The organism is Streptomyces sp. NPDC006235 (genome assembly GCF_040613735.1).
Classification (GTDB): domain Bacteria; phylum Actinomycetota; class Actinomycetes; order Streptomycetales; family Streptomycetaceae; genus Streptomyces.
This window is the reverse complement of sequence record NZ_JBEXSR010000049.1, coordinates 14,253-38,257: the sequence shown is the minus strand read 5'-3', so window position 1 is coordinate 38,257 and position 24,005 is coordinate 14,253. Positions and strand designations below refer to the sequence as shown.

The window sequence follows — 24,005 nt, the reverse complement described above, 5'->3', positions numbered from 1 at the left end:
TCGCGTCGATGCCCGTTGCGTGCTCAACAGGGCTCACCCGTGCACAGCTGAGTCCGGATGGCCCGGTTTCGTCCCGCCGGGACCTGGCCAACCGGTTGTCCCGTGCGGCACAGCCGGTCAGCCGTGGCGGCGGAAATCCGGCAGATCGAGGTCACCGACGGCCAGGTGGGCCAGCACGACCTCGTACAGGTCGGTGCCCGCGGCGAGCAGTTGGCGTTCCAGGACGGGTTCGGCGCTGCGGACGTGCTCGCGCACGGTCTGCGGGTGCATGCCCAGGGTCTGCGCGGCCCGTTCGGCGTTGCCGCCTGCGGTGATCCAGCCGCGCAGCGTCCGGCGCGGGTTCCTGGCGTCCGCGTCCAGCCGGCCCAGCAGGCCCTGGGCCCAGGTGCGTACAGCGGGCCCGGACAGCAGGTCGGAGAGCCGGAGCGGGGAGTTCCGCGTGCCGTCGGGGACGTGGACGTCGGGCAGGCCGATCTGGGTGTTGAGCGCCAGGTGGACGACGGCCCGGACCGTGAGGTCGGCGAAGTTCGTGCCGAGCAGGGTCTCCACGCGTTCCATGCGGGCGCGGACGGTGTTGCGGCTGACGCCGAGGACCTTGGCCGCGTTGACGGCGGTGAACTCCAGACCGAGGCGTGTGGTGGCGAGGAGTTCCGCGCGGGTGTGGTGCGGCAGGGTGTCGAGCGGGCGCAGCACCCGGGCCGTCCAGCCGCGCAGCGCCTCGGGGTCCATGAGGCGTTCGGGGTGGGTGCGCTCGGCGTAGACCGCCGTCTTGTCGGGCCGGAAGTGGGCGACGGCGAGGGCGCTGACGGCCTGTCCGTACGCGGTGGCGGTCCGGGCGAGGCTCTGCCGGACGCTGCCGCCGAGGAAGATGTCCGGGTGCCGGCCGACCAGGGACCGCAGGGCCTCGCCGGTGGTGTCGCGGGGGCTGACGACGATCACATGGCCGTCCATGGCAGGGCAGCGCACGACCAGGGCGTCCTCCCCGGTGCGGTCCAGGCACTCCTCGGCGATCCGGTCGCGTACGGCGGCGTCGGACTCGACGACGTACACGCACGCCGTGTCGGCGTCGAGCAGTCCGGGCCAGAGCCCGGCGGCGACGCGGCGGGCGGCGATGGTGTCCTCGACCATCAGCAGTTGCAGGATGGCCAGGCGCAGGTCGGAGGTGGCCCGCCGGAGCCGGTGTCCGGCCGCGGTCGACTCGCGCGCGGTCAGCAGGAGCTCGATCACCTGGGCGGTGTGTGTGACGACGTCGGCGGCCCGGCGGTCGAAGGGGGCCTCGCGGGAGACGGCCAGGACGCAGGTGTGGGACGGGTGTTCCACCCTGACCAGGCGCTGGTGGCGGTCGCGGCTCTCCCAGGCGGCGGAGGCGATCCGGCCGGCGGTGATGTCCGTGACGAGGCCCTCGTCCAGGGGGAGCCGGGTCCCGGCCAGGAGGTTCCCGGCGGCGTCCTGGAGGGCCACGTCCCCGCCCACGGCGCCGGCGAGCCAGCCGACGACCCGGCCGACGTCGCGCCCCGCCGGACGCAGGTGGCCGAGCAGTTCCTCCGCCCACGCCGGGCCCGGCCCGGCCGCTGTCCGCTGCTGCCGGTTCCCGTCCTCTCGGCCAGCCACCTCGGCCTTCCCCTCGTCGCTCGCGCCGCCTGCGGCGCACCGGTCGGGGACGTTACCCCACATGTCCCGCGCTCCCCTCCCGGGCGTCCCGGACGGATCCGCCCGGCGCCCGCCCGCGGGGCGACACCCCGCCCTGCGCAGCCGCACCGCGCGGGGCGGCATAAGCTCGGCGGATGGCGAAGTACTACGACGTGCACCCCGACAACCCCCAGCCCCGCACCATCGGCCAGATCGCCGACAGCATCCGTGCCGACGCTCTTGTCGCCTACCCCACGGACTCCTGTTACGCACTGGGCTGCCGCCTGGGCAGCCGTGACGGCATCGACCGGATCCGTACGATCCGCAAGCTGGACGACCGGCACCACTTCACTCTCGTGTGCCAGGACTTCGCGCAGCTCGGCCAGTTCGTGCGGATCGACAACGACGTGTTCCGTGCGATCAAGGCGTCGACGCCCGGCAGCTACACGTTCATCCTGCCCGCGACGAAGGAGGTGCCGCGCATGCTGCAGCACCCCAAGAAGAAGACGGTCGGCGTGCGCATCCCCGACCACGTCGTCACCCAGGCCCTGCTCGCCGAGCTCGGTGAGCCGCTGCTGTCCAGCACCCTGCTGCTGCCCGGCGAGGAGGAGCCGATGACGCAGGGCTGGGAGATCAAGGACCTGCTCGACCACGTGCTCGACGGGGTGGTCGACTCCGGTGACTGCGGCACGGAGCCGACGACGGTGATCGACTTCTCCGGCGGGGAGGCCGAGATCGTGCGGCACGGGGCGGGCGACACCTCACGCTTCGAGTAAAGGGCACGCCACGGGACGTTCACGGCTGTGCCGTGTGCGGGGGGTGGGCGAAATGCCCCGGGAAACGGCGTGTCACGATGCCCGTGATCCGCCCGGTCACGCGGACGGGTTCCTGGCCGAGACCCCGCAGAGAGGCAGCCCAGTCATGACCGCCGTACAGGGAACCGACGTCGACATCCCCACCGAGGACGGCACCGCCGACGCGTATCTGGCCCGCCCCGCGGACGGGGCCGCCCATCCGGGGGTCCTGCTCTACATGGACGCCTTCGGTCTGCGTCCGCGGCTGCGGTCCATGGCCGACCGGCTCGCCGGCGAGGGCTACGCGGTGCTCGTGCCCAATGTGTTCTACCGGCACGGCCGCGCCCCGCTGTTCGAGCTGCCCGAGTTCATCGACCCGGAGGCGCGGCCGGAGATCTTCGAGCGCATCATGCCGGTCATGCGGGCCCTGACGGCCGAACGGGCCATGCGGGACGCCGGTGCCTATCTGCGCTGGCTGGCCAAGTCGCCGGCGGTGGCCGACGGCCCGGTCGCACTGACCGGCTACTGCATGGGGGCGCGCCTGTCGCTGCTCACGGCCGGGACCTACCCGGAGCGGGTCGCGGCCGCGGCCGGCTTCCACGGCGGGCGGCTGGCGACGGACACGCCGGACAGCCCGCACCTGGTGGCCGGCAACGTCACCGCCGAGCTGTACTTCGGCCACGCCGACCAGGATCCCTCGCTGCCCCGGGAGCAGATCGAGCGTCTGGAGGAGGCCCTGACCGCGGCGGGCGTCCGCCACCGGTGCGAGGTGTACACGGGCGCGCCCCACGGTTTCACGCAGTCCGACACCGCGTCGTACCACGAGGAGGCCGACGCCCGGCACTGGGCGGCTCTGCTCGACCTGCTGAAGCGCACATTCTGACCTCAATCGGCACCTGGCCGAAACGAGTTGCCGAGGAGTTGCCGTCCTACCGACGGTAAGGGCTTGCTTTCCCTCGATCCCTGCGCGTAGACCTTGCTGAACATCAGGCATGACTCGGGGGGAGTTTGCTCATGGAAGGCACGGTCGACGGGTTCCGCTACGGTGCGGTGACCCCGGTGGCGGCGTATCTGATGGCCTGTCTGGGAGGGGCGCTGGGGCTGCGGTGCATCGTGCGCTCGCTGCTGAACGCGCGGTCCTGGAAGCCGGGTTGGCTGGCGTTAGGCGCCGCCTCCATCGGGTGCGGGATCTGGACGATGCACTTCATCGCCATGACCGGCTTCCACGTGGAGGAGACCCGGGTCCGTTATGACGCGGCCACGACGGTGCTCAGTCTCGTCGTGGCCGTCGCCGTGGTGGGCATCGGCGTGTTCATCGTCGGCTACCGCGGCCCGGGCCGTGTCACCCTGGCGGTCGCGGGCGTCGTCACCGGACTGGGGGTGGCGGCCATGCACTACCTGGGCATGGCGGCCATGCGGCTGCACGGCGACATCGGCTACGACCCGGTCGGCGTCGTGCTGTCCGTGCTGATCGCCATCGTCGCCGCGACCGCCGCACTGTGGTCGGCCGTCACCATCCGCGGCCTGCTGACGAGCCTCGGGGCGAGCCTGGTGATGGGCGTGGCGGTGTCCGGGATGCACTACACGGGCATGGCCGCCGTCAGCGTTCATGTGCACGACACGGCCGGCGGCACCTGGGAAGGCGACTCGCCCCTGTCGCTGCTGCTGCCGATGCTGCTGGGGCCGGTCGTCTTCCTGCTGCTGGCCGGGGTCGTGATCATGTTCGACCCACTGCTGGTCCACGGCGAGCGGGCCGGGAACCGGAAACCCGCCCCGCGCCCGGCCCCTTCCGCCCCGGCCATTCCCGCCCCGCGCACGTCGTGGCACGACACGGACTCGCACGCCCGCGGCCGGTGAACGACCCGCCCGCGGACGGCTCTTGGATCATTGTTACGGTGCAGCGGTGTCTGACTCCTCACGCCAAACTGCCGAAGGCGCCGGCTGGGGCACCGGCGAACGCGGCGCGTACCGGCGGTTGATGCCGCGGCAGGTCGAGAAGATCTCCTGGCTTGACCCGAGAATGCTGTGGGCCGCCCGCAACGGCGTGCTGGCCTCCTGGCTCGGGGATCCTACCGGCCGCACCCGCGGCCGGTGGGTGGCCCGGCGCGCGGCCGCCGGCGCACCGGCCGACAAGGTGATCCGGCGCGACGACCCGGACCGCTTCTCGTTCCTGGTGATCGGCGACACCGGCGAGGGCGACGACCCCCAGTACGCCGTCGTGCCGGGCCTTCTGAAGGCCGGTCAGGACACCCGCTTCGCCGTGCTGGCCAGTGACGTGATCTACCCGGTGGGCAGCGCGGACGACTACGGCACCAAGTTCTTCCGTCCCTACCAGGACTACCAGGCGCCGATCTACGCGATCCCCGGCAACCACGACTGGTACGAGGACCTCGGCGGCTTCATGCGCGTCTTCTGCGACGACGCCCCGCCGCTGCCGCCCGAGCCCCGGCCGCGCCCGCTGACCCGGGCCTGGTTGCGGTCCCTGTTGTGGCACCGGCCGCGGCCGGACGACGGTCATCACCTGGACGAGGCCCGGAAGTTGCGCTCGGCGCCCGCCCAGCAGGCCGTCCAGCCGGGTCCGTACTGGGCGATCGACGCGGGACCGGTGCGGATCATCGGCATCGACACCGGCCTGCTGGGCACCTTGGACGCCGAGCAGGGTGCCTGGCTGCGTGAGGTCTCCCGAGGGCCGCGCCCGAAGATCCTGATCACCGGGTCGCCCCTGTACGTGGACGGCAGGCGCGAGCCGTGCGCCATCGAAGGGGGCGGCACCGTCGACGACATCGTGCGCGACCCGCGGCACCACTATGTGGCGGCGATAGGCGGCGACATCCACAACTACCAGCGCTACCCGGTCCGGCTGGACGACGGACGCACCCTCCAGTACGTGGTCGCGGGCGGCGGCGGGGCGTTCATGCACGCCACCCACACCATCCCCCGCGTCGACGTCGCGAACGTGACCGAGCGGGACTTCCGCTGCTACCCGCTGCGCGGCGACTCCCTCGCCTTCTACAGCCGGCTCTACGGCCGCCGGCTGCGCATGCCCCGCTTCTTCACCCTCACCGAGGCGGAGGCGACGGCGGTGATCGCCGAGCGCCTGGGCATCCCGCCGACGCGTGTCCCGGGCGCGGACACCCGTGTCACCCGGCGCGTCCGGCTGGTCGCCGGGCTGCTCGGCACCGGCCGCAGGCCCGACCGGGCCAGGCGGTTCCGGCTGCCCGTGCGCAAGATCTACACGTCGCTGTTCTCGCCGAGTTCGGCGACGTACAGCCCGCCGTTCTTCAAGTGCTTCCTGCGCCTGGACGTCTCCCCGGAGTCGGTCCGGCTGCGCTGCTTCGCGGCGACCGGAAACCGCGCCCAGGAACTCGCCCCGCCTGTCGAGGACGAGGTGACGATCCCGCTGCGCTGACGCGCGGGATCCGGTGCGGCGGGAACAGCGCCGGCCGCTGCCAGGTTGGCACCGCCATAGACCCTTGAAGGTTCAACGATGGAGGGCTCGTGCCACCGACCTCACGACCGCTGCGCAAGCTGGGCTTCCTGACCATCGGGCTGTTCGACGAGGCCGATCCCCGGCGCGGCCACGAGTCCACGCTGGAGATCATCGAACTGGGCGAGCGGCTCGCCTTCGACAGCGCGTGGGTGCGCCACCGCCATCTCCAGTACGGCATCTCCTCCCCCGTCGCCGTGCTGTCCGCGGCCTCGCAGCGCACCCGCCGCATCGAACTCGGCACGGCGGTCATCCCGCTCGGCTGGGAGAACCCGCTGCGCCTCGCCGAGGACCTGGCCACCGTCGACCTGCTGTCCGGGGGCCGGCTCAACCCGGGCGTCAGTGTGGGTCCGCCGATGCACTTCGGCCAGGTCAAGGGCGCGCTGTACCCGGACACGGCCGACGCCGAGGACTTTGGCTACGGGCGGGTGGAGCGGCTGCTGGACTTCGTGCGGGGCGAGCCGGCGACGGACTTCAGCGGGACGGAAGGGTTCGAGACCTTCTCCGACCGGGTGCAGCCGCATTCCCCAGGCCTGGGCCGCCGCCTGTGGTACGGCGGCGGCAGCCTGCGGTCGGCCCGGTGGGCCGGCGAGCACGGCACGAACTTCCTCACCAGCAGCGTCGTGAAGGCCGAAGACCCCGACGGGCCCCACGACTTCGCGGAGATCCAGCTCTCCCACATCCGGGCGTTCCGCGCCGCCCACCCCGACGGCGAGGCCGCCCGCGTCTCGCAGGGCCTCGTCGTCATCCCCACCGACTCCGCCTCGCCCGAGCAGCGCGCCCGCTACGAGAAGTACGCCGCCGAGCGCATGCCCCGTACGGCGACACCGCAGGGCCCGGCGCGGCTGCTGTTCGCGCCGGACCTGGTGGGGACCTCGCAGGAGATCTCCGAGCGGCTGCACGCGCACGCGGCGTTCCGCGAGGTGGACGAGGTCGCCTTCGCGCTCCCGTTCACCTTCGAGCACGAGGACTACGTCCAGATCCTCACCGACACGGCGACGAAGCTCGGCCCGGCACTGGGGTGGCGACCGGGCGTTTAGCGGACCACGCGGTGGCGGAGGTAGACGACGCCCGAGTTGAAGGTGCGGGTCTCGACGAGTTCGAGATCCACCCGGCGCTCGCTCCGGGAAAAGAACGGAATACCACCGCCGACCAGCACCGGGTAGACCACGGCCCGGTACTCGTCGATCAGGCCCAGGTCGGCCGCCTGGGTGGCGAGAGTCGCGCCGCCGATCGCGATGTCGCCCTCCCCCGGCTCGGCCCGCAGCCGCTCGATCTCCTCCCCCAGGCCGCCGGAGGCCAGACGGGCATGGCCCTGCACCGCCGACAGCGTGGTGGAGAACACCACCTTCGGGAGCGGATTCCACAGCGCGGTCCATTCGCGCTCCGCGTCGCCGAGCGAGGGATCCTGGCCGGCGGTCTCCCAGTACAGCATCGTCTCGTACAGCCGTCGTCCCATCAGGTGGACGCCGACGTCCCGGATCTCGTCGATCCAGAAGCGGAAGACCTCCGGGTCGGGCTCCGACCAGTCGAAGCCGCCGTCCGGCCCGACGATGTAACCGTCCAGTGAGACGTTCATCGAATACGTCACGCTGTGCATCGGTCCTCCTGAGTAAGGGGTTCGACAGTACGACCCGGGGACATCGCGAAACTCATCGCGACTCACGGATCGGTTCGTGTCACCAGCGGCCGGGGGCCGTCCCCGTGATCGGCTCCGCCGCCCTGCCGTCCACCCCGACGGGCACGTCCCCGGCGAGCATCACCCGGTGCATGATCCGCGGGTGGTCGAGGTGCGCGGTGTCGCCGGGAGCCAGGTGCATCGTGGCGCGATTGTCCCAGAACGCCACGCTGCCCGGCTCCCAGCGGAACCGGACCGTGTACTCGGGCCGGACCGCCTGCTCCAGCAGCATCTCCAGGATCGCGGCGCTCTCGGGCCGCGAGAGGCCTGCGATCTGCTCGACGTAGTAGCCGTTGACGTAGAGGATCCGCTCGCCCGTCTCCGGGTGGACGCGCACCAAGGGGTGCAGCGAGGCGACCTGGCGGTCCAGCAGGTGGCGGACGTAGGCGTCGTCACCGGGCCGGGGCTGGTAGCCGACGCCGAGCCGGTGCTCGGCCCGCAGGCCGTCGACGAACTCCCGCAGCGGCGCGGAGAGTCCGGCGTAGGCCGCCGCGAGGTTCGACCAGGTGGTGTCGCCGCCGTAGGGCGGCACGGTCTCGGCGCGCAGGATCGTCGCGGCGGGCGGGTCGACGCGGGCGCCGTGGTCGCAGTGCCAGCCGCGCAGCAGGGTGTGGCGGCGGCGCCGGAGCCACTCGTCGTGCTCCATGCCGAACCGCCCGCCCAGCTCCAGCCGGTCGGCGGTCGTCTCGATCTCGGGGAAGTCCGGGGGCGATGCCGTGCCGCGCCGCGGCAGCACGACCGGTTCCCCGAACCGGCGCGCGAACGCCACGTGCCCGGCGTGGTCCAGCCGCTGCCCCCGGAAGAACACCACCTTCCATCGCAGCACCGCCGCCCTGATCGCGGCGACCTCGGTGTCGTCGAGGTCGGCGGCCAGGTCGACCCCGCCGATCTCGGCGCCGATGTGACCGGCGACCGGCCTCACCTCCACCCCGGCGTCCCGCACCGCCTCGTCCGTCATGGGGCTGTCCGTCGTCATGCGCACTCCGCTGGTCGTGGGCGTGGTCGTGCCTACCGGAAGGTCGTGCCTACCGGAAGGTCGTGCCTTCCGGAAGATCGTGACAGCGATCCCCGCCCAGGGCGACACCGCACCAGCGCCCGCGCCCCTCACACCTCGAACTCCCGGATCACGGTGTTCCGGAACACCGCCTTCCCGTCGACCGTGAACAACGCGAGTCCGGTGTCGACCAGGTACGGGAAGACCGCCGACGCGTGCGCGTACCGGCCGTCGTCGAGGAACAGCTCCACGGAGGTGCGGTCGACCAGGATGCGCAGACTCACCGTGCGCCGGGCCGGGTCGAAGGGGCTCCGGCTCTCCTGCCATCGGCCCGACAGGTCGGGTGACACGGAGGGGCGGCGGTTGAGGTAGGCGTAGTCGCGGTGGACGCCGGCGTCGATGTGCCGGACGCCGTCCGGGGAGCGTCGTAGTTGCACGCCCGCGCCCGTGAGCTGGTCCCAGGTGATCTCGCAGGTCAGTTCGTAGGCGGTGCCCCGGTACTCGAGGACGCGGGTGCCCTCGACCTCCAGGTCGCCGAGCCGCACCGTGCGGGAGACGTACCGGTCGAGCGCGGCGACCGGCCGGGACGCCAGGTGGTACGTGCCGTCGGCCGCGCGCTTCAGCGTGATCTCGCGGACGATCGAGTCGGTGCCGTTGAAGCCGTCGCTGTCGATGGTGGGCGTGATGTGGGCGTAGTCCCAGTTGTTCAGCCAGCCGATCGCGTAACGCGTCCGCTCGTCGAGGGCGCCGTCCGCCGTCCGCTTCTCGAAGGTGACGGCCCCGTACCAGTCCCAGCCGTGGTCGAGCCACTGCGGCTCGTCGGCGTCGGCCGTGAAGGCGCTGCCGTCGAAGGAGCCCGTCCAGTACGCGTACGTGTTGGGCAGCCCGGCTCCCTTGCCGTTGGCGCTCACCCCGAGCACCCACGTGGCCGTGCCGTCCGCGGCGCGGATCCGGAACAGGTCCGGGCACTCCAGTACGCCGATGCCGCTCTTGACGAAGCCGCCCACGTACGTCCAGGACTTGAGGTCGGCGGAGTGGTAGAAGCCCACCTTGTCGTTCTCGGCGAGGGTCATCACCCACCGGCCGCGTTCCTCGTCGTGGATCACCTTCGGGTCGCGGAAGTCGCGCACGCCCGGGTTGGGCAGCACCGGGTCGGTGCCGTGCGGGGTGAACGTCCGGCCGCCGTCTGTGGAGTAGTACAGGTACTGCGCCTGGTCGCTCGGGCCGTCGTGCGGCGACATGGTGGCCAGGACGACGACCGCCCCCGCCCCGAAGCCCGCCGTGTTCTCCGTGTCGACCACCGCGGAGCCCGACCAGACGTCGCCGTTGGGGGTGGTGTCCTTGGGCACGGCGATCCCCCGGTCGGTGAAGGAGACCAGGTCGGTGCTGGTGGCCAGCCGCCAGGCGGTGCCGATCGCGCCGGACAGGTAGTCGGCGTTGTGCAGGTAGTAGTAGTGATACGCGCCGTCGATCCAGACCGGGCGCTGCGGGTCGTTCTTCCACTGCTCGGGGACGGTGAAGTGGTAGGCCGCGCGGTAGCTCGCGCAGCCGTTGCGTGGCCTGGCCACGGCCGTGCCCGCCGCCGCGGGCAGCAACGCGCCGGCCGTGCCCACGGCCGACCCGGCGAACAGGGCTCTCCTCGTGATCCCGCGCATCACACCTGGTTCCTCTCGTCGGAAAGGGTGGCTCATGTGCATCAGGACTGTGGGACCTAACTCGTTAAAGGTCAAGCGGTCGCGCGGTCTTGACACGTCTGGGCGGCGCTCACATCATCTGGGGCATCAGTCCTCAACTAACACGAGTTAGGCCCCACGATGACCGACTCGCACCTCACCCGCCGCAGGCTGTTGCGGTACGGCGCCTACGGCGCGGGTGCCGCCGCCCTGGGCGGCACCGCCGCGAGCTGGGAGCGGCTCGCCGGAGCCGACATCCCCGGACGTGACGACGGTTCCCTCGTCGTCGCCACACTCGGCCCCGCCTACGGGCCGGAGGCCATCCGCACGCTCCGCGAGGGCTTCCGCGAGCTGCACCCCGACATCAAGCTCCAGATCAACGCGGTGCAGGCCGTGGACTGGTCGGACTTCTTCGCGAAGATCCTCACGCAGGTGGCCGCGGGCACCGCACCGGACCTGGTGTATGTGGCCACCGAGGGCGTGCAGCTGTTCGCGCAGCGGCTCGGCGTGGCCCTGGACAAGTGGGTGAAGCGGGACGCGGCCGAGCTGAAGGAGTACTTCGCCGACGTCCATCCGTCGCTGGTCGAGTCGATGATGTACGAGGGCAGCCTCTACCAGCTGCCGGTGGAGTTCAACGCCGCCGACATGTACCTCAACCGCCAGGTGTTGCGGCGGGCCGGGGCGCAGTACCCGCCGGCCGACTGGACCCGCGACGACTTCACGACGCTGCTGCGGGACATGAAGCAGGCGAGCGGCGCCCGCTTCACGCCCTACTTCTGGACCAACCGGCTGTGGGGCGGTGTGGTGCCCTGGCTGTTCGCGAACGGCACCAATCTGCTCGCGGAGTCCAAGGCGCCCGGCGGCGAGTGGCTCTGGGACTCCTTCTACCCGGCCGGCCAACGCGCGGGCCGCGGGGGCGGCTTCCGGTGGACGACGCCGCAGGCCACCCACGACCGGGTGGAGGAGGTCTACGACTATCTCGCCTCCCTCGTGCGGGACGGCCTGTGCACCCGCCCCGAGGGCGGCAACGGCCAGAACCTCATCGGCGTGTTCTCCACCGGCCGGGTCGGTGTCACCCCGGCGGGCGGCTTCTGGGCCGGCGGCCTGCACCTGGCGGGGATGGAGCGGGACGGGTTCGACGTGCAGTACTTCCCGCGCTGGCGCACCCAGCGCATGCAGTACGGCGCGGCGGGTTACGCGCTGCTGCGCACCTCCAAGAGGCAGGAAGAGGCCTGGGAGTTCATCAAGTACGCGGCCCGCAAGGACACCCTGACCCAGCTGTTCACCACGAACCAGACCACCCCGGCCCGCCGTTCGATGCTGACCGCCGGCCGCTACGCGGAGACCGGCCCGGCGCACTGGCAGGTCTTCTACGACACCCTCGACCGGTTCCCCGACACGGGACCGATCCCGGCGCCGCCGCAGGTCGCCGAGGTCGAGCAGCTGCTGCTCAAGCACACCGGAACGGCCCTGGCCTCCTCGCGCTCGGTGCGTCCCGCGCTGCGCCGGTTGCAGGGCGACCTGGAGAAGGCCATGGAGCGTGACGCATGACGGACACCCGGATACCGCCCGCCCGAGCCGAACGGCCGAAGGCCCCGCCCGCCAAGAAGGCACCGCGTCCCTCGGCCCGGGACCGCGGCACCCGGCTGCTGGCCACGCTGTTCCTGGCCCCGACGATCGTCGGCATCGTCGTCTTCACGGTCGTCCCCATCGTCGGCTCGGTGGTGCTGAGCCTCTTCCACTGGAACGTGATCGACCCGCCGCGCTTCGCCGGCGGCGCCAACTACGGCGCGGTGTTCGGTGACGAGACCGTGCTGGTGTCCTTCCGCAACACCCTCGTCTTCATGGTGCTCGCGGTGGCGCTGCAACTGCTCGTGGCGCTGGCGCTCGCCCTGACGCTGACCGGGCGGATGCCCGTGTGGCTGCGGTCGGTGTTCCGCTCGGCGTTCTTCTTCCCGCTGGTGCTGTCCGCCGCGTCGATCTCGGTGGTGATGAAGTACCTGTTCAACCAGGACTTCGGGGTGATCAACTGGCTGCTCGGCTTCGTCGGGATCGCGCCGGTGCCGTGGCTGACGTCGGAGAACGCGGCCATGGCGACGGTCGTCCTGGTGTACGTCTGGCAGCAGTTCGGCTTCTCGTTCCTGCTGTTCGTCGGCGGTCTGAACAACATCCCGAAGGAGATCCACGAGGCCGCCGCCCTGGACGGCGCGACCGGTCTGCGCAAGCACCTCTCCGTCACGCTGCCGCTGCTGTCGCCGACGCTGCTGGTCGCCTCGGTGGTCGGCATCATCAACGCGCTCCAGGTCTTCGAGCAGCCGTACGTCCTGACCAACGGCGGTCCCGGCGACTCGACCCGCACGGTCGTGATGGTGATCTACGAGACCGCGTTCGAGCAGCTCCGCTTCGGTGAGGCGTCCGCGGTGGGTGTGCTGCTGTTCGTGCTGATCATGGCGGTCACGGCCCTCCAGTTCCGGCTCAGCCGGCGTTTCGTCCACTACCAGTGAGCCGGGTGAGTCCCTTGAGCCAAGCAACCCTGTCCTACAGCCGTGCGCGCCACGGGCTGGCGCCGTGGGCGCGGATCGCCGGCCTGACGGTGTGCGCCCTGCTCACGCTCGGGCCGGTGGTGTGGACCGTGTCCACCTCGCTGCGCACACCCGCCGAGGCGTTCGACCTGCCGCCGCAGCTCATCCCGTCCGACCCGTCGACCGAGGCGTACCGGGGGGTGTTCGGCCAGATCGACGTGTGGCTGCTCGCCCTGAACTCCACGCTGGTCACGGGTCTGATCGCGGTCGGCCAGATGATCACGGCGGGGCTGGCCGGATACGCCTTCGCCCGCCTGGAGTTCCGTTTCACGAAGCCGCTGTTCGCCCTGGTCCTGGCGACGATGATGGTGCCCTTGCAGGTCACGATCGTGCCGGTGTTCCTGGTCCTGAAGTCGATGAGCCTGACCGACACGCTGCTCGGGCTCATCATCCCGGCGTTCCCGACGGCGTTCGGCACGTTCCTGATGCGGCAGTACTTCCTGGGCATGCCCAAGGATCTGGGCGAGGCGGCGATGCTCGACGGTGCCGGCCCCTGGCGGACGTTCCGGTCGGTGTACGCCCCGCTGGCCGCGCCCGGCCTCGCGATCGTCGGCGTCCTGGCCTTCAACTACCACTGGAACGAGTTCTTCCGGCCGCTGATCCTCGAAACGTCCGGCCAGAACTACACGTTGCCGCTGGGTCTGGTCTCCCTCCAGGGCAACCTCGGCACCGGCTCCGTCTCCGTGGTGCTCGCCGGTGTCGTCCTCTCCATGATTCCCGCCGTCGCCGTGTTCGTCGTCGGCCAGCGCCCTCTGCGTGAGGGCATCACGTCCGCAGGAGTCAACCGTTGAGCCTCGCCGCTCCCCCGCACGACCCCCACGCCCCGCGCTTCCGGGTCCGCCCGCCCGCCAACTGGATGAACGACCCCAACGGCCCGTTCCGCTGGCGCGGCCGCTACCACCTCTTCTACCAGCACAACCCCGACGCCCCCGTGCACGCCAACGTCCACTGGGGCCACGCCTCCAGCCCCGACCTCGCCCGCTGGGAGCACCATCCGATCGCCCTCACCCCGACCCCGGGCGGCCCGGACGAGGCGGGCTGCTGGTCCGGGTGCGTGGTCGACGACGGGGGCGTGCCGACGGCCGTCTACACCGGGGTCGACCGTGACCACAGCGGGCTCGGCACGATCTGCCTGGCCCGGGCGGCGGATCCGGACGACCCCGCGCTGACCGACTGGACTCCCCTGCCCACGCCGGTGGTGACGGGCCCGCCCGAGGGTCTGGACGTGGTGATGTTCCGCGACCCGTTCGTCTTCCGGCACGGCGGCCGGCGGTGGGCGCTGGTCGGCGCGGGGCACGCCGACGGTACGCCGTCGGTCCTGCTCTACGACTGTGACGACCTGACCGGCTGGCGCTTCGCGGGTGTGCTCCTGGACGGCCGGGACCCGGCCGCCGCGGCGGTGTTCGACGACCGGGCGACCGGCTGGGAGTGCCCGCAGCTGTTCGCGACGCGGGGCGGCGAGTGGGTGCTGGTCGTGTCCCTGTGGGACGGCGACCCGTGGACCACCGGCTATCTGAGGGGGCGTCTGGATGCGGACCTGCGCTTTACCGCCCGGGCGGGCGGCCTGCTCGACCACGGCCGCGACTTCTACGCGCCCGCCGTGCTCCAGGAGCCGGACCGGGCCTTGATGTGGGGCTGGTCGTGGGAGGCCCGCGAGCAGGGCGAGACCGGCTGGGCCGGCGTGCTGACCGCGCCCCGGGTCGTCGACGTCCACCCGGACGGGGCGCTGCGGGTGACCCCGGCCCCGGAACTGCATCGGCTGCGTGCCGCCGAGCCGTTCGTCACCGCCCCGGGCCGGGCTGCGCTGCCGGCCGCCTACGACCTGACGGTGAGCGCCCGCGATCGCACCACCGTGAGTCTGCTGCGCTCGGCCTCGGGCGGCGAGCTGACGGTCCGGCTTGACCCGGTCGAGGGCACCGTGACCCTGGACCGTGGCGACTGGCCCCGCGCGGAGGCCGGGGCACCGGTCGTCGTCCCCGTGCCGCCCGACGAGGAGCTCACGGTACGCGTTCTCGTCGACGGCTCGCTGTACGAGCTGTTCGTCGGGGACCGGGCCACCGTCACCGAGCGCGTCTACCACCGGCCCGACGACACAAGGGAGTTGACGGTGCCGTCCGGCGCGACCGTCATCGGATGGGAGCTGGTCCCACCGACGCACGGCTGATCACCGGGCAGGCCAGACGCCGCACGGTGGCGGGCGGGGTCCGGCCGGTGACGATGGAGTCCAGCAGGAGCCGGGCGGCGGCCTCGCCCATCTCCCGGTGGGGCAGCGCGACGGTGGTGAGGGGCGGCGTGAGGTACGCGGCCATGTGCTCCTGGTCGTCGTAGCCCACCACCGACAGGTCGCCGGGTACGGGGATCCCGAGCCGGGTCGCGGCGTGCAGGACGCCCGCCGCGACCCGGTCGTTGTAGGTGAAGATCCCGGTGGGCCGGAGGTCGGGCGGGGCGCCGTCGAGGAGGCGGACGGCACCCTCGTAGCCGCCGGAGATCTCCCCTCCGGTCCGGACGACCCAGTCCCTGGGCACGGTGATGCCCTCGGCGCGCAGCGCGTCGCGGAAGCCGCGCAGCCGCTCCGCCGAGGCGATGTCGTCGTGCCCGCCGACGACCGCGACCCGCCGGTGCCCCTGCTCCAGCAGCAGCCGGGCCGCCGTACGGCCGCCGGCGCGCTCGGCGGGGATGACGGCGGGCAGCGAACCGTCCTCCGGCAGGCAGTTGGCCAGCACGGAGTGGGTGCGGTGCAGGCCCTCGGGGACGCGGACGCGGCGCAGGGACATGGCCGCGTAGATGATGCCGTCGACGCGCCGGTCGAGGAGTTCGGCGACCGCGGCGTCCTCCTTGGCCGGGTCGCCGCCGGAGTCGACGGTGAGGACCAGGTGCTGGCCGGCCCAGGCGGTGTCCATGGCGCCGCGCAGCAGCCTCCCGGCGAACGGTGAGGAGGCGATCTCGTCGGTGACCAGGCCGATCACGGCCGTACGGCTGCGGCGCAGGCCGCGGGCGACGGGGTCGGGCCGGTAGCCGAGCTGGATCGCGGCCTGCCGGATGCGCTCCTGGGTGGCAGGCGAGAGGTTGCCCTCGGCGCGGCCGTTGAACACGAAGGACACCGCGGTGTGCGACACGCCGGCGAGCCGGGCGACGTCCCGCGAGGTGGGACGTCCCGCTCGTGCCGCCGGCTTCTCCTCGGCCCTGCCCATGCCGTCCGCCGTCCTCATCCCCCACCCGTCCGGTTGATCATTGCTCACCCTATCCGTGACGCTGGAGGGACGACACAGCCAGACGAGACAGGCAGACCACACACGTCAACGGGAAGGTCCGACGGTGATCAGCATCCCGACGCACACGCTCAACGACGGTACGACGCTCCCCGCCCTGGGCCTCGGAACCTGGCCGCTCGGCGACGACGAGGCGCAGCAGGCGGTGCTCTCGGCCCTGGAAGCGGGCTACCGCCTGATCGACACGGCGACGAACTACCGCAACGAGACCGGGGTCGGCCGGGCCGTGGCCTCCGGCGTGGTGCCGCGCGAGGAGATCGTCGTGACGACGAAGCTCCCGGGCCGGCACCACGGCTACGAGGAGACGCTCGCCTCCTTCGAGGAGTCCCGGGCCCGTCTGGGCCTGGAGTACGTCGACCTGTACCTGATCCACTGGCCGCTGCCGCGGGTGGACCGGTACGTCGACTCCTGGAAGGCCATGATCAAGCTGCGCGAGGACGGGCTCGTCCGGTCGATCGGCGTCTCGAACTTCACGGCCGGGCACATCGAGCGGCTGGAGAAGGAGACCGGGGTGCTGCCGTCCGTCAACCAGATCGAGCTGCACCCGTTCCTGCCGCAGGAGGACCTGCGCGCCTTCCACGCGGGCAAGGGCGTCCTCACCGAGAGCTGGAGCCCGCTGGGCCGGGGCACGTCCCTGCTTCAGGACCCCGCCGTGGCGCGGATCGCCGAGGCGCACGGGGTGGCGCCCGGGCAGGTCGTACTGCGCTGGCACACGCAGCTGGGCGCGGTGCCCATCCCGAAGTCGGCGAACCCCGAGCGCCAGCGCGAGAATCTCGACGTGTTCGGCTTCGAGCTGAGCGAGGACGAGATGACCGCCGTCGCCGACCGGACGCAGCGACGGGTCGGCGGGGACCCCGAGGTGCACGAGGAGTTCTGACGGGTACCCGGGGCCCGCGAGGAGCTCTGCCCGCGAGGCAGGAAGGAGCCGCAGGTGGCTGAGCGGGACCGGCTGCGGGACTACCGCGGCAAGCGCGACTTCGGCCGGACCGCGGAGCCCCGGGGCAGCGGGGAGTCCGCCGGGGACCGCCCCAGGTTCGTGGTGCAGATCCACGACGCGAGCACCATGCACTTCGACTTCCGGTTGCAGGTGGACGACGTCCTGAAGTCCTGGTCGATCCCCAAGGGCCCCTCGGCCGACCCGAAGGACAAGCGGCTGGCCGTGCCCACGGAGGACCATCCGCTGGAGTACGAGGAGTTCGAGGGCGTGATCCCGCGCGGCGAGTACGGCGGCGGCACGGTGATCGTCTGGGACCACGGCACGTACGAGCCGCTGAGCCACGACCGCAGGGGGCGGCCCGTCGACTTCGCGAAGTCACTGGAGCGCGGGCACGCCACGTTCCGGCTGAGCGGGGCGAAACTGCGCGGCGAGTACGCCCTGACCCGGTTCCGCGGCGACGGCAGTGGTGACGGGGAGGAGGCCTGGTTGCTGGTGAAGCGGGCCTCAGGCGCCCGTACGCACGGGGCTCCCGATCCGCGCCGGGCGCGTTCGGCCATGTCCGGGCGGACCCTCGCCCAGGTCGCCTCGGACGCGGCCGGGGAGTGACGGCGATGCCCGGTCTCCTCGACGCGCTGCCCGACGGACAGCGGCGGCTGCTGGGCCGGGCACGTCCGGGGGCGGAACTGGCCGCGCGCCCGATGCTCGCCACCCTGAGCGACCGGCGCGACTTCTCGCACGCGGACGAGGAGTGGGTGTTCGAGCGGAAGCTGGACGGCGTCCGCGTGCTGGCGGTCCGGGACGGGGAACGGGTGACGCTGCTGTCGCGTTCGGGCCGTCGGCTGAACGACACCTACCCGGAGATCGTGGAGGCGCTCGCGGCGCAGTCGTGTGCCGACTTCGTGCTCGACGGGGAGATCGTCGCGTTCTCGGGCGGGCGCACGGACTTCGCGCGGCTCCAGCAGCGCATGGGGCTGACCCGGCCCCAGGACGTGGCGGCGAGCGGGGTGGCCGTGACGTACTACGTGTTCGACCTGCTCCGGCTGGACAGGGCCGACACCAGGGAACTGCCGCTGCGGGCCCGCAAGTCGCTTCTGCGGCGGGCGCTGGCGTACCGCTCCCCGCTCCGGCTGACCCCGCATCGCAACGCGGGCGGTGCCGAGCTGCTGGCGGACGTGTGTGCCCGGGGCTGGGAAGGACTGATCGCCAAGCGTGCCGACGGTGTCTACGAGCCGCGCCGGTCGGCGGACTGGCTGAAGCTGAAGTGCTCCCAGGGGCAGGAGTTCGTCATCGGCGGTTTCACCGAACCCGCCGGGAGCCGGGTGGGGCTCGGCGCGCTGCTCCTCGGCCACTACGAGGGCGGGCGGCTGCGGTACGCGGGCAAGGTCGGCACCGGTTTCGGCCGGCGCACGCTGCTCGACCTGCGCGAGCGGCTCGACGGGCTGTGGGAGTCCGGCTCGCCGTTCGACGGGCCGGTGCGGGAGGCGGGCGCGCGGTGGGTGCGCCCGGAGCTGGTGGCCCAGATCGCATTCGCCGAGTGGACCCGTGACGGCATGCTGCGCCACCCGCGGTACCTGGGGCTGCGGGACGACAAGAAGCCACGGGACGTGGTGCGGGAACGCCCGTCGGGGCACGCGGCCGCGTGAGCGGGCCGGTCAGAACAGCGGCGTGAGCGGCTGTTCGCACCAGATGGTCTTGCCCCGGGTGGTCTGCCGACTGCCCCAGCGCTGGGTGAGCTGGGCGACCAGCAGCAGTCCGCGTCCGCCCTCGTCGTCCTGGTGGGCCCGTCGCAGGTGCGGGGAGGTCGAACTGCCGTCGGACACCTCACAGATGAGGGTCTGGTCGCGGATCAGCCGGAGCTGGATCGGCGCGGCGCCGTACCGGATGGCGTTGGTGACCAGTTCACTGACGACGAGCTCGGTGACGAACGCCGTCTCGTCCAGCCCCCACGCGGTGAGCTGCTCGGTGGCGGCCTGGCGGGTGGCGGCCACCTGCGCGGGGTCGGGCGTCACGTCCCAGGTGGCGACCTGGTCCGCGCCCAGCGCCCGCGTGCGGGCCAGCAGCAGGGCCACGTCGTCGCTGGACTCCTCCGGCAGGACGGCCTTCAGCACGGTGTCGCACAGGGCGTCGAGCGAGTCGGCGGGCACCGTCAGGGCGCGGCACAGCTCGTCCGTGGTGTGGTCGACGTCGCGGTCGCGGTCCTCGATGAGCCCGTCGGTGTAGAGGGCGACGACGGAGCCCTCTGGCAGCTGGAGCTCCGTCGCCTCGAACGGCAGCCCCCCGACGCCCAGCGGGGGCCCCGCGCTCATGGGGATCAGCCGGGCGGACCCGTCGGGCAGCACCAGGGCGGGGGCGGGGTGCCCGGCGGCGGCCAGGTTCAGCCGGCGCGTGACGGGGTCGTAGACGGCGTACAGGCAGGTCGCGCCGAGCTCGGCGACCTCGTCGCCGTCGTCGTCCGACGCAAGATGGGTGACCAGGTCGTCGAGGTGGGTGAGGAGTTCGTCCGGCGGCAGGTCCACGTCGGCGAGGGTGCGGACGGCCGTGACCAGCCGGCCCATGGTCGCCGTGGAGGGGATGCCGTGGCCCACGACGTCACCGACGACGAGCGCGACCCGGCTGCCGGACAGCGGGATCACATCGAACCAGTCGCCGCCGATGCCGGCCGCCGAACCGGAGGGCAGATAGCGGTGGGCGACCTGGACGGCTGCCTGGCCGGGCAGTCCCTTCGGCAGCAGGCTGTGCTGGAGGGCCAGCGCGGTGGTGCGTTCGCGGGCGAAGCGGCGGGCGTTGTCGACGCAGACGGCGGCGCGGCTGGCGAGTTCCTCGGCGAACACGGCGTCGTCGGGGGCGTAGTCGTCCACCTGCCGGATGCGCACGGCCACCGCGACGCCGAGGGTGATGCCGCGGGCCCGGAGCGGCACCGCCATCATCGAGTGGACGCCCTGGCGGTAGGGGCTGCCCTGCGGGGCGCGTGTGTTGCGCTCCGCGACCCAGCGCATGAAGGACGGCTCCCCCGCCTGGCTGACGATCGCCCGGCCCTCCCGCATTGCCCGCGCGATGGGGGAGAACCCGGGGTAGGCGTCCACTTCTCCCAGGTGGACGGCGGCTTCCGGGGTGCCCTCGGTGACGGAGCCGTGGGCGACGCGGCGCAGCACGATCTCGTCGTGGGGCACGGTCGGCGACTCCTCCGCGCCGAGGACCCAGTCGAACAGGTCCACGCTCGCGAAGTCGGCGAACCGGGGCACCACGACCCCGATCAGCTCCTCGGCCGTGCGCACCACGTCCAGGGTGGTGCCGATGGCCGCAGCGGCCTCGTTGAGCAGGGCCAGCCGCTGGCGCGCCCAGTACTGCTCGGTGCTGTCGAACGCGGCGAGGGCGGTGCCCAGGAGCTCACCGGAAGGGTCGCGCAGCGGCCACATCTCGGTGACCCAGGCGTGCTCCCGGTTCAGGGCGGGGGCGCCCGTGTAGCTCTCGTAGCGGAGCGGGCGGCCGGTCTCGACGACGTGGCGGAGGTGCCAGTTGAAGCCGAGGCTGTGCTCGGCCTCCTCGACGGTCTCGGGGAAGGGCCGCCCCAGCAGGGTCTCCTCGGACACGCCCATCACCTGGCAGGCGGCGTCGTTGAGCCGCAGATAGCGCTGCTCGGTGTCGAACACGGACATCGACATGGACGCCTGCTGGAAGGCCTTTCCGGCCAGGGACGTCTCAGTGCTGCCGGGCTGTTCGGCGGTGATCACGTAGCCGTCCGGTGCCCCGTCCCCGCCGGTCACGGCGCAGGCCGTGACGCGCAGCCCGACCAGATAGCCGTCGTGGTGCCGCACCATGACGGTGCCCGACCGCGCGGACAGCGCCTTGGACGGCACCTCCTCGGCGAGCAGGTCCCGTACGGGCCGGCCCACGGCCTCCTCGGCGGGGTAGCCGGTCAGTCGCCGTGCGCCCTCGCTCCACCCCGTCACGGTGCCGCGGGCGTCGATGATCGCAGCAGCGGAGGCGTCCTCCATATCGTCCAGGATTCTCCCTTTGCCGCCCTGTATCAACCGCGGCGGAGCTTTCGTGACAGTGTCAGCTCCGATGAGCGCGCAGGACGGCCAGCGCCCGGTCTGCGTGCGCGTTCATGCGCAGTTCGCTGCGGACGACGTCCAGGACGGTGTGGTCCTGCCCTATGACGAACGTGGTGCGCTTGGTCGGGGCCAGGGAGAAGCCGCGTTTCACGCCGAACCGCTCACGGACCGTGCCGTCGGCGTCGGACAGCAGGGGCATGCCGAGGCCGTGCTGTCCGGCGAACTCCTGCTGGCGCTCGACGGTGTCGCCGCTGATGCCGACGGGGCGTGCGCCGACGGCCGCGAACTCGGCGGCGAGATCCCGGAAGTGGCAGGCCTGGGCGGTGCAGCCGGGGGTCAGGGCGGCCGGGTAGAAGAAGAGCACGACCGGCCCCTCGGCGAGCAGCCCTGACAGGCTGCGGACGGTGCCGGTCTCGTCGGGCAGGGCGAAGTCCTCGACCGTGTCCCCGGCCTCCACGCGGGCGGTCATGACCGGCCCTCGGCGTTCCGTGCGACGCTGCGGGCCCAGAGCACGAGGGGCAGCTGGAGCGGCAGGCGCCCGAAGGCCGCGGCCTTCTGCGGCGCGGGGCGGTGGCGCCAGTCGGCCGCCATCTTCACGTTGGCGGGGAACACCCCGACGAAGAAGGCCGCCGCGGCCAGCGCGGCCGTCTTGCGGGTCCGCGGCAGCGCCAGGCCCGCGGCCAGCGCGAGCTCGGCGGCTCCGCTGGCGTAGGTCCAGGTCCTGGGCGTGCCCGGCAGTCCCCTCGGGATGGTCGCGTCGAACGAGCGTGGGGCGGCGAAGTGGGCGATGCCCGCGGTGGCCAGCAGGCCGGCGAGCAGCAGGGGCGAGCGTTCGGACCGGGACACGGTTCCTCCTCTGATGGCCTGCCGCGCGATATTACTGGACGGTAGAGAGGTCAGGTCGCCGGGCCCTGCGTACGCCGTCGGTGGACACCCGGGGTGTAGCCGAACGAGCGGCGGAAGACGTCGATGAAGGCGCTGGCGGAGGACCAGCCGCAGCGGTGGGCGACGGTCGTGACGGGCAGTCCGTCGGCCAGCATCCGCAGGGCGTGGTAGAGCCGTGACTGGGTGCGCCACTGCGGGAAGGTCATGCCGAACTCGCTGCGGAAGAGCCGGCTGAGGGTGCGCTCCCCCACCCCGGTCGCGGCGCCTAGGGCGGCGAGGGTGCGCGCGTCGGCCGGGTCGTCGTGCACGAGCGCGCAGACGGCGGCCAGGCGCGGGTCGGCGGGCGTCGGCAGGCGCAGCGGCTGCTGCGGCGAGAGGCGCAGGTGGTCGCACAGGACGGCACGCAGCCGGTGCCGCTCGGGGCTGTCGTCGGCGGGGTCGCTGGTGTAGGCGAGGATCAGCTCGCGCAGCAGGGGGCTGACGGCGAGGACGGCCGGGTGGTGCAGCAGGAGGGGGTTGTCGCCCGCGGGCAAACCGACCAGGTGCAGGTCGAGGCGGCCGTGGGCGCGGTGGGCGTGCACGGTGCCGGCCGGGACCCAGATGGCGCGGGTGCCGGGCGCGAACCAGGTGCCGGCGTCGGTGGTGACGGCGACGACCCCGGAGCCCGCGTAGACGATCTGGTGGTCGTCGTGCCGGTGCGCCTCGATGCGGTCGCCCGCGGTCAGCCGCTGGGCTCGGGTCGGGGCCGTCGGGGTGTGGCGGATGTTCGGCACAGTCCGGCAGATTATCGGAAGCGGGCCAGGCGTCCCGGCGGCGACGATCTCCGGGTGACCGCTTCCCGCCGCAACCGGCCCGTCGCCCTGATGTCCCTCGGACACGCCTGCGTGGACGTGTACCAGGGCTCCGTGGCCGCCCTGGTGCCGTACTTCGTCGCCGAGCGCGCCTACTCCTACGCCGCCGCCTCCGGCGTCGTGCTGGCCGCCTCCCTGCTCTCGTCGCTGGTGCAGCCGCTGTTCGGCGTGCTCACCGACCGGTGGGCGATGCCGTGGCTGCTGCCGCTCAGCGCGCTGACGGCCGGGGCGGGCGTCGCCCTGAGCGGGGTGACCGGCTCGTACGCGTGGACCCTGGCGGTCGTCGCCGTGTCGGGGGCCGGGGTGGCCGCCTACCATCCGGAGGCCGCCCGGGTGGCGCGGGCCGTCGCGCGCGGCCGGCACACGGCGATGGGCTGGTTCTCCTTCGGCGGCAATGCCGGTTTCGCCCTGGCACCGCTGCTGGTCCTCGCCGTGATGGCGATCGGCGGTCTGAGCGCCTCTCCCCTGCTGGCCGTCCCGGCGGTGGCGGGGGCGGCGCTGTGCGCGGCGGCGGTGCGCGCGGCCGCGTCCGGCGCGGCGCAGGCGGACACGGCCGTCGGCGCGGGCCGGGACGACTGGCCGGCCTTCCTGCGGCTGTCCGGGGCCGTGTTCTGCCGCTCGGTCGTGTTCGTCGGCCTGAGCGCCTTCGGCTCGCTGTACGTGCGGGAGCGGACCGGGGGCGGGGAGGTGGCCGGCACGGCGGCGCTGTTCGTCCTCTACGCCGGCGGTGCGGTGGGCACGCTGGCCGGGGGGCGGCTGGCCGAGCGGTACGGGCGGCTGACGGTGGTGCGCCGGTCGTACGCCCTGACGGTGCTCGCCGTGGCCGGTCTGGTCCTGGTGCCGGGGCCGCTGGTGTACCTGTTCGTCGCGCTGGCGTCGGCGGGCCTGTACGTGCCGTTCTCGCTGCACATCACCCTGGGCCAGGACTGTCTGCCCCGACGGGTGGGCACGGCGAGCGGGGTCACGCTCGGGCTGACGGTGAGCGTCGGCGGCCTCGCCGCACCCCTGCTCGGGGCGTTGGCCGACGCGACGTCCCTGCGGACGGCTCTGCTGCCGCTCATCGCCCTGCCGGCGGTGGGCCGGCTGCTGCTGTGCCGGCTGCGCGAGCCCGCAGCGCCCGGACCGGCGGTCGCCGAGCGGGCGGATCCGCGCGACCCGGCCGCACGCTGAC

At 72.7% G+C, this 24,005-nt stretch carries 22 protein-coding genes; 13 read left to right on the top strand and 9 right to left on the bottom strand.

Annotated features, from left to right (window positions below; genetic code table 11):
- Positions 1-117 precede the first annotated feature (117 nt).
- Positions 118-1,611, bottom strand: coding sequence for a helix-turn-helix domain-containing protein (locus tag ABZ192_RS37330; protein WP_356928928.1), 1,494 nt, complete (start codon positions 1,609-1,611; stop codon positions 118-120).
- Between the two features lie 173 nt (positions 1,612-1,784).
- On the opposite strand from ABZ192_RS37330, the gene ABZ192_RS37325 reads away from it, so the two are divergent.
- The 5 genes from ABZ192_RS37325 (at position 1,785) to ABZ192_RS37305 (ending at position 6,950) form a co-directional block, all read left to right on the top strand.
- A complete protein-coding gene (locus ABZ192_RS37325) occupies positions 1,785-2,405 on the top strand; it encodes an L-threonylcarbamoyladenylate synthase (RefSeq protein ID WP_356928904.1) in 621 nt (206 codons plus the stop codon).
- Positions 2,406-2,550: 145 nt separating this feature from the next.
- Complete coding sequence (locus ABZ192_RS37320; protein WP_356928903.1) at positions 2,551-3,306, top strand: dienelactone hydrolase family protein; 756 nt, start codon at positions 2,551-2,553, stop codon at positions 3,304-3,306.
- Between the two features lie 131 nt (positions 3,307-3,437).
- Positions 3,438-4,280, top strand: coding sequence for an MHYT domain-containing protein (locus ABZ192_RS37315; protein WP_356928902.1), 843 nt, complete (start codon positions 3,438-3,440; stop codon positions 4,278-4,280).
- Between the two features lie 46 nt (positions 4,281-4,326).
- On the top strand, positions 4,327-5,832 hold the full coding sequence (locus tag ABZ192_RS37310) for a metallophosphoesterase (RefSeq protein ID WP_356928901.1): 1,506 nt from the start codon (positions 4,327-4,329) through the stop codon (positions 5,830-5,832).
- 89 nt (positions 5,833-5,921) lie between these two features.
- Positions 5,922-6,950 carry an LLM class flavin-dependent oxidoreductase gene (locus tag ABZ192_RS37305; RefSeq protein WP_356928900.1) on the top strand — a complete coding sequence of 343 codons (1,029 nt, stop codon included), beginning with the start codon at positions 5,922-5,924 and terminating at the stop codon, positions 6,948-6,950.
- Here ABZ192_RS37305 and ABZ192_RS37300 read toward each other — a convergent pair.
- The 3 genes from ABZ192_RS37300 to ABZ192_RS37290 all read right to left on the bottom strand — a co-directional run bounded on the left by ABZ192_RS37300 (position 6,947) and on the right by ABZ192_RS37290 (position 10,237).
- Positions 6,947-7,510 carry a dihydrofolate reductase family protein gene (locus ABZ192_RS37300; protein WP_356928899.1) on the bottom strand — a complete coding sequence of 188 codons (564 nt, stop codon included), beginning with the start codon at positions 7,508-7,510 and terminating at the stop codon, positions 6,947-6,949. The genes ABZ192_RS37305 and ABZ192_RS37300 overlap by 4 nt on opposite strands.
- 79 nt (positions 7,511-7,589) lie before the next feature.
- Positions 7,590-8,564: a TauD/TfdA family dioxygenase gene (locus ABZ192_RS37295; protein ID WP_356928898.1), complete on the bottom strand. Its 975-nt coding sequence runs from the start codon at positions 8,562-8,564 to the stop codon at positions 7,590-7,592.
- A gap of 128 nt (positions 8,565-8,692) precedes the next feature.
- Positions 8,693-10,237 carry a glycoside hydrolase family 32 protein gene (locus tag ABZ192_RS37290; RefSeq protein ID WP_356928897.1) on the bottom strand — a complete coding sequence of 515 codons (1,545 nt, stop codon included), beginning with the start codon at positions 10,235-10,237 and terminating at the stop codon, positions 8,693-8,695.
- A gap of 159 nt (positions 10,238-10,396) precedes the next feature.
- Between ABZ192_RS37290 and ABZ192_RS37285 the strand changes: the two genes are divergently transcribed.
- From ABZ192_RS37285 to ABZ192_RS37270, 4 genes are read left to right on the top strand one after another with little or no spacing between them, the layout of a single operon-like run.
- On the top strand, positions 10,397-11,806 hold the full coding sequence (locus ABZ192_RS37285) for an extracellular solute-binding protein (RefSeq protein ID WP_356928896.1): 1,410 nt from the start codon (positions 10,397-10,399) through the stop codon (positions 11,804-11,806).
- On the top strand, positions 11,803-12,759 hold the full coding sequence (locus ABZ192_RS37280) for a sugar ABC transporter permease (RefSeq protein WP_356928895.1): 957 nt from the start codon (positions 11,803-11,805) through the stop codon (positions 12,757-12,759). Before ABZ192_RS37285 ends, ABZ192_RS37280 begins: the two co-directional genes overlap by 4 nt.
- Before the next feature lie 14 nt (positions 12,760-12,773).
- Entirely contained in the window at positions 12,774-13,628 is an 855-nt protein-coding gene (locus tag ABZ192_RS37275) for a carbohydrate ABC transporter permease (RefSeq protein WP_356928894.1), read from the top strand.
- Positions 13,625-15,001, top strand: a complete 1,377-nt coding sequence (locus tag ABZ192_RS37270) for a glycoside hydrolase family 32 protein (protein ID WP_356928893.1) — start codon at positions 13,625-13,627, stop codon at positions 14,999-15,001. Before ABZ192_RS37275 ends, ABZ192_RS37270 begins: the two co-directional genes overlap by 4 nt.
- Here ABZ192_RS37270 and ABZ192_RS37265 read toward each other — a convergent pair.
- The gene (locus ABZ192_RS37265; protein ID WP_356928892.1) at positions 14,964-16,028 is read right to left on the bottom strand and encodes a LacI family DNA-binding transcriptional regulator; all 1,065 of its coding nucleotides are present in this window, start codon (positions 16,026-16,028) and stop codon (positions 14,964-14,966) included. The genes ABZ192_RS37270 and ABZ192_RS37265 overlap by 38 nt on opposite strands.
- A 124-nt stretch (positions 16,029-16,152) precedes the next feature.
- Between ABZ192_RS37265 and ABZ192_RS37260 the strand changes: the two genes are divergently transcribed.
- From ABZ192_RS37260 to ligD, 3 genes are read left to right on the top strand one after another with little or no spacing between them, the layout of a single operon-like run.
- Positions 16,153-16,983, top strand: a complete 831-nt coding sequence (locus ABZ192_RS37260; RefSeq protein WP_356928891.1) for an aldo/keto reductase — start codon at positions 16,153-16,155, stop codon at positions 16,981-16,983.
- Between the two features lie 54 nt (positions 16,984-17,037).
- The gene (locus tag ABZ192_RS37255; protein ID WP_356928890.1) at positions 17,038-17,649 is read left to right on the top strand and encodes a DNA polymerase ligase N-terminal domain-containing protein; all 612 of its coding nucleotides are present in this window, start codon (positions 17,038-17,040) and stop codon (positions 17,647-17,649) included.
- A gap of 5 nt (positions 17,650-17,654) precedes the next feature.
- On the top strand, positions 17,655-18,686 hold the full coding sequence (gene ligD, locus ABZ192_RS37250) for a non-homologous end-joining DNA ligase (protein ID WP_356928889.1): 1,032 nt from the start codon (positions 17,655-17,657) through the stop codon (positions 18,684-18,686).
- 9 nt (positions 18,687-18,695) lie between these two features.
- On the opposite strand, the gene ABZ192_RS37245 is transcribed toward ligD, so the two are convergent.
- The 4 genes from ABZ192_RS37245 to ABZ192_RS37230 all read right to left on the bottom strand — a co-directional run bounded on the left by ABZ192_RS37245 (position 18,696) and on the right by ABZ192_RS37230 (position 22,756).
- Positions 18,696-21,038, bottom strand: coding sequence for a SpoIIE family protein phosphatase (locus ABZ192_RS37245; RefSeq protein ID WP_356928888.1), 2,343 nt, complete (start codon positions 21,036-21,038; stop codon positions 18,696-18,698).
- A gap of 61 nt (positions 21,039-21,099) precedes the next feature.
- The gene (locus tag ABZ192_RS37240) at positions 21,100-21,567 is read right to left on the bottom strand and encodes a peroxiredoxin (protein WP_356928887.1); all 468 of its coding nucleotides are present in this window, start codon (positions 21,565-21,567) and stop codon (positions 21,100-21,102) included.
- Complete coding sequence (locus ABZ192_RS37235; RefSeq protein ID WP_356928886.1) at positions 21,564-21,944, bottom strand: MauE/DoxX family redox-associated membrane protein; 381 nt, start codon at positions 21,942-21,944, stop codon at positions 21,564-21,566. Before ABZ192_RS37235 ends, ABZ192_RS37240 begins: the two co-directional genes overlap by 4 nt.
- Positions 21,945-21,994: 50 nt before the next feature.
- Positions 21,995-22,756: a helix-turn-helix transcriptional regulator gene (locus ABZ192_RS37230; RefSeq protein WP_356928885.1), complete on the bottom strand. Its 762-nt coding sequence runs from the start codon at positions 22,754-22,756 to the stop codon at positions 21,995-21,997.
- A 90-nt stretch (positions 22,757-22,846) separates the two neighbouring features.
- Between ABZ192_RS37230 and ABZ192_RS37225 the strand changes: the two genes are divergently transcribed.
- A complete protein-coding gene (locus tag ABZ192_RS37225) occupies positions 22,847-24,004 on the top strand; it encodes an MFS transporter (protein ID WP_356928927.1) in 1,158 nt (385 codons plus the stop codon).
- The last annotated feature ends 1 nt before the right edge of the window (position 24,005 follow it).

Coding starts and splice junctions, on each gene's coding strand:
- ABZ192_RS37325 (WP_356928904.1), top strand. CDS start 1,785: ATGGCGAAGTACTACGACGTGCACCCCGACAACCCCCAGCCCCGCACC.
- ABZ192_RS37320 (WP_356928903.1), top strand. CDS start 2,551: ATGACCGCCGTACAGGGAACCGACGTCGACATCCCCACCGAGGACGGC.
- ABZ192_RS37315 (WP_356928902.1), top strand. CDS start 3,438: ATGGAAGGCACGGTCGACGGGTTCCGCTACGGTGCGGTGACCCCGGTG.
- ABZ192_RS37300 (WP_356928899.1), bottom strand. CDS start 7,510: ATGCACAGCGTGACGTATTCGATGAACGTCTCACTGGACGGTTACATC.
- ABZ192_RS37295 (WP_356928898.1), bottom strand. CDS start 8,564: ATGACGACGGACAGCCCCATGACGGACGAGGCGGTGCGGGACGCCGGG.
- ABZ192_RS37290 (WP_356928897.1), bottom strand. CDS start 10,237: ATGCGCGGGATCACGAGGAGAGCCCTGTTCGCCGGGTCGGCCGTGGGC.
- ABZ192_RS37285 (WP_356928896.1), top strand. CDS start 10,397: ATGACCGACTCGCACCTCACCCGCCGCAGGCTGTTGCGGTACGGCGCC.
- ABZ192_RS37280 (WP_356928895.1), top strand. CDS start 11,803: ATGACGGACACCCGGATACCGCCCGCCCGAGCCGAACGGCCGAAGGCC.
- ABZ192_RS37265 (WP_356928892.1), bottom strand. CDS start 16,028: ATGGGCAGGGCCGAGGAGAAGCCGGCGGCACGAGCGGGACGTCCCACC.
- ligD (WP_356928889.1), top strand. CDS start 17,655: ATGCCCGGTCTCCTCGACGCGCTGCCCGACGGACAGCGGCGGCTGCTG.
- ABZ192_RS37245 (WP_356928888.1), bottom strand. CDS start 21,038: ATGGAGGACGCCTCCGCTGCTGCGATCATCGACGCCCGCGGCACCGTG.
- ABZ192_RS37240 (WP_356928887.1), bottom strand. CDS start 21,567: ATGACCGCCCGCGTGGAGGCCGGGGACACGGTCGAGGACTTCGCCCTG.
- ABZ192_RS37225 (WP_356928927.1), top strand. CDS start 22,847: ATGTCCCTCGGACACGCCTGCGTGGACGTGTACCAGGGCTCCGTGGCC.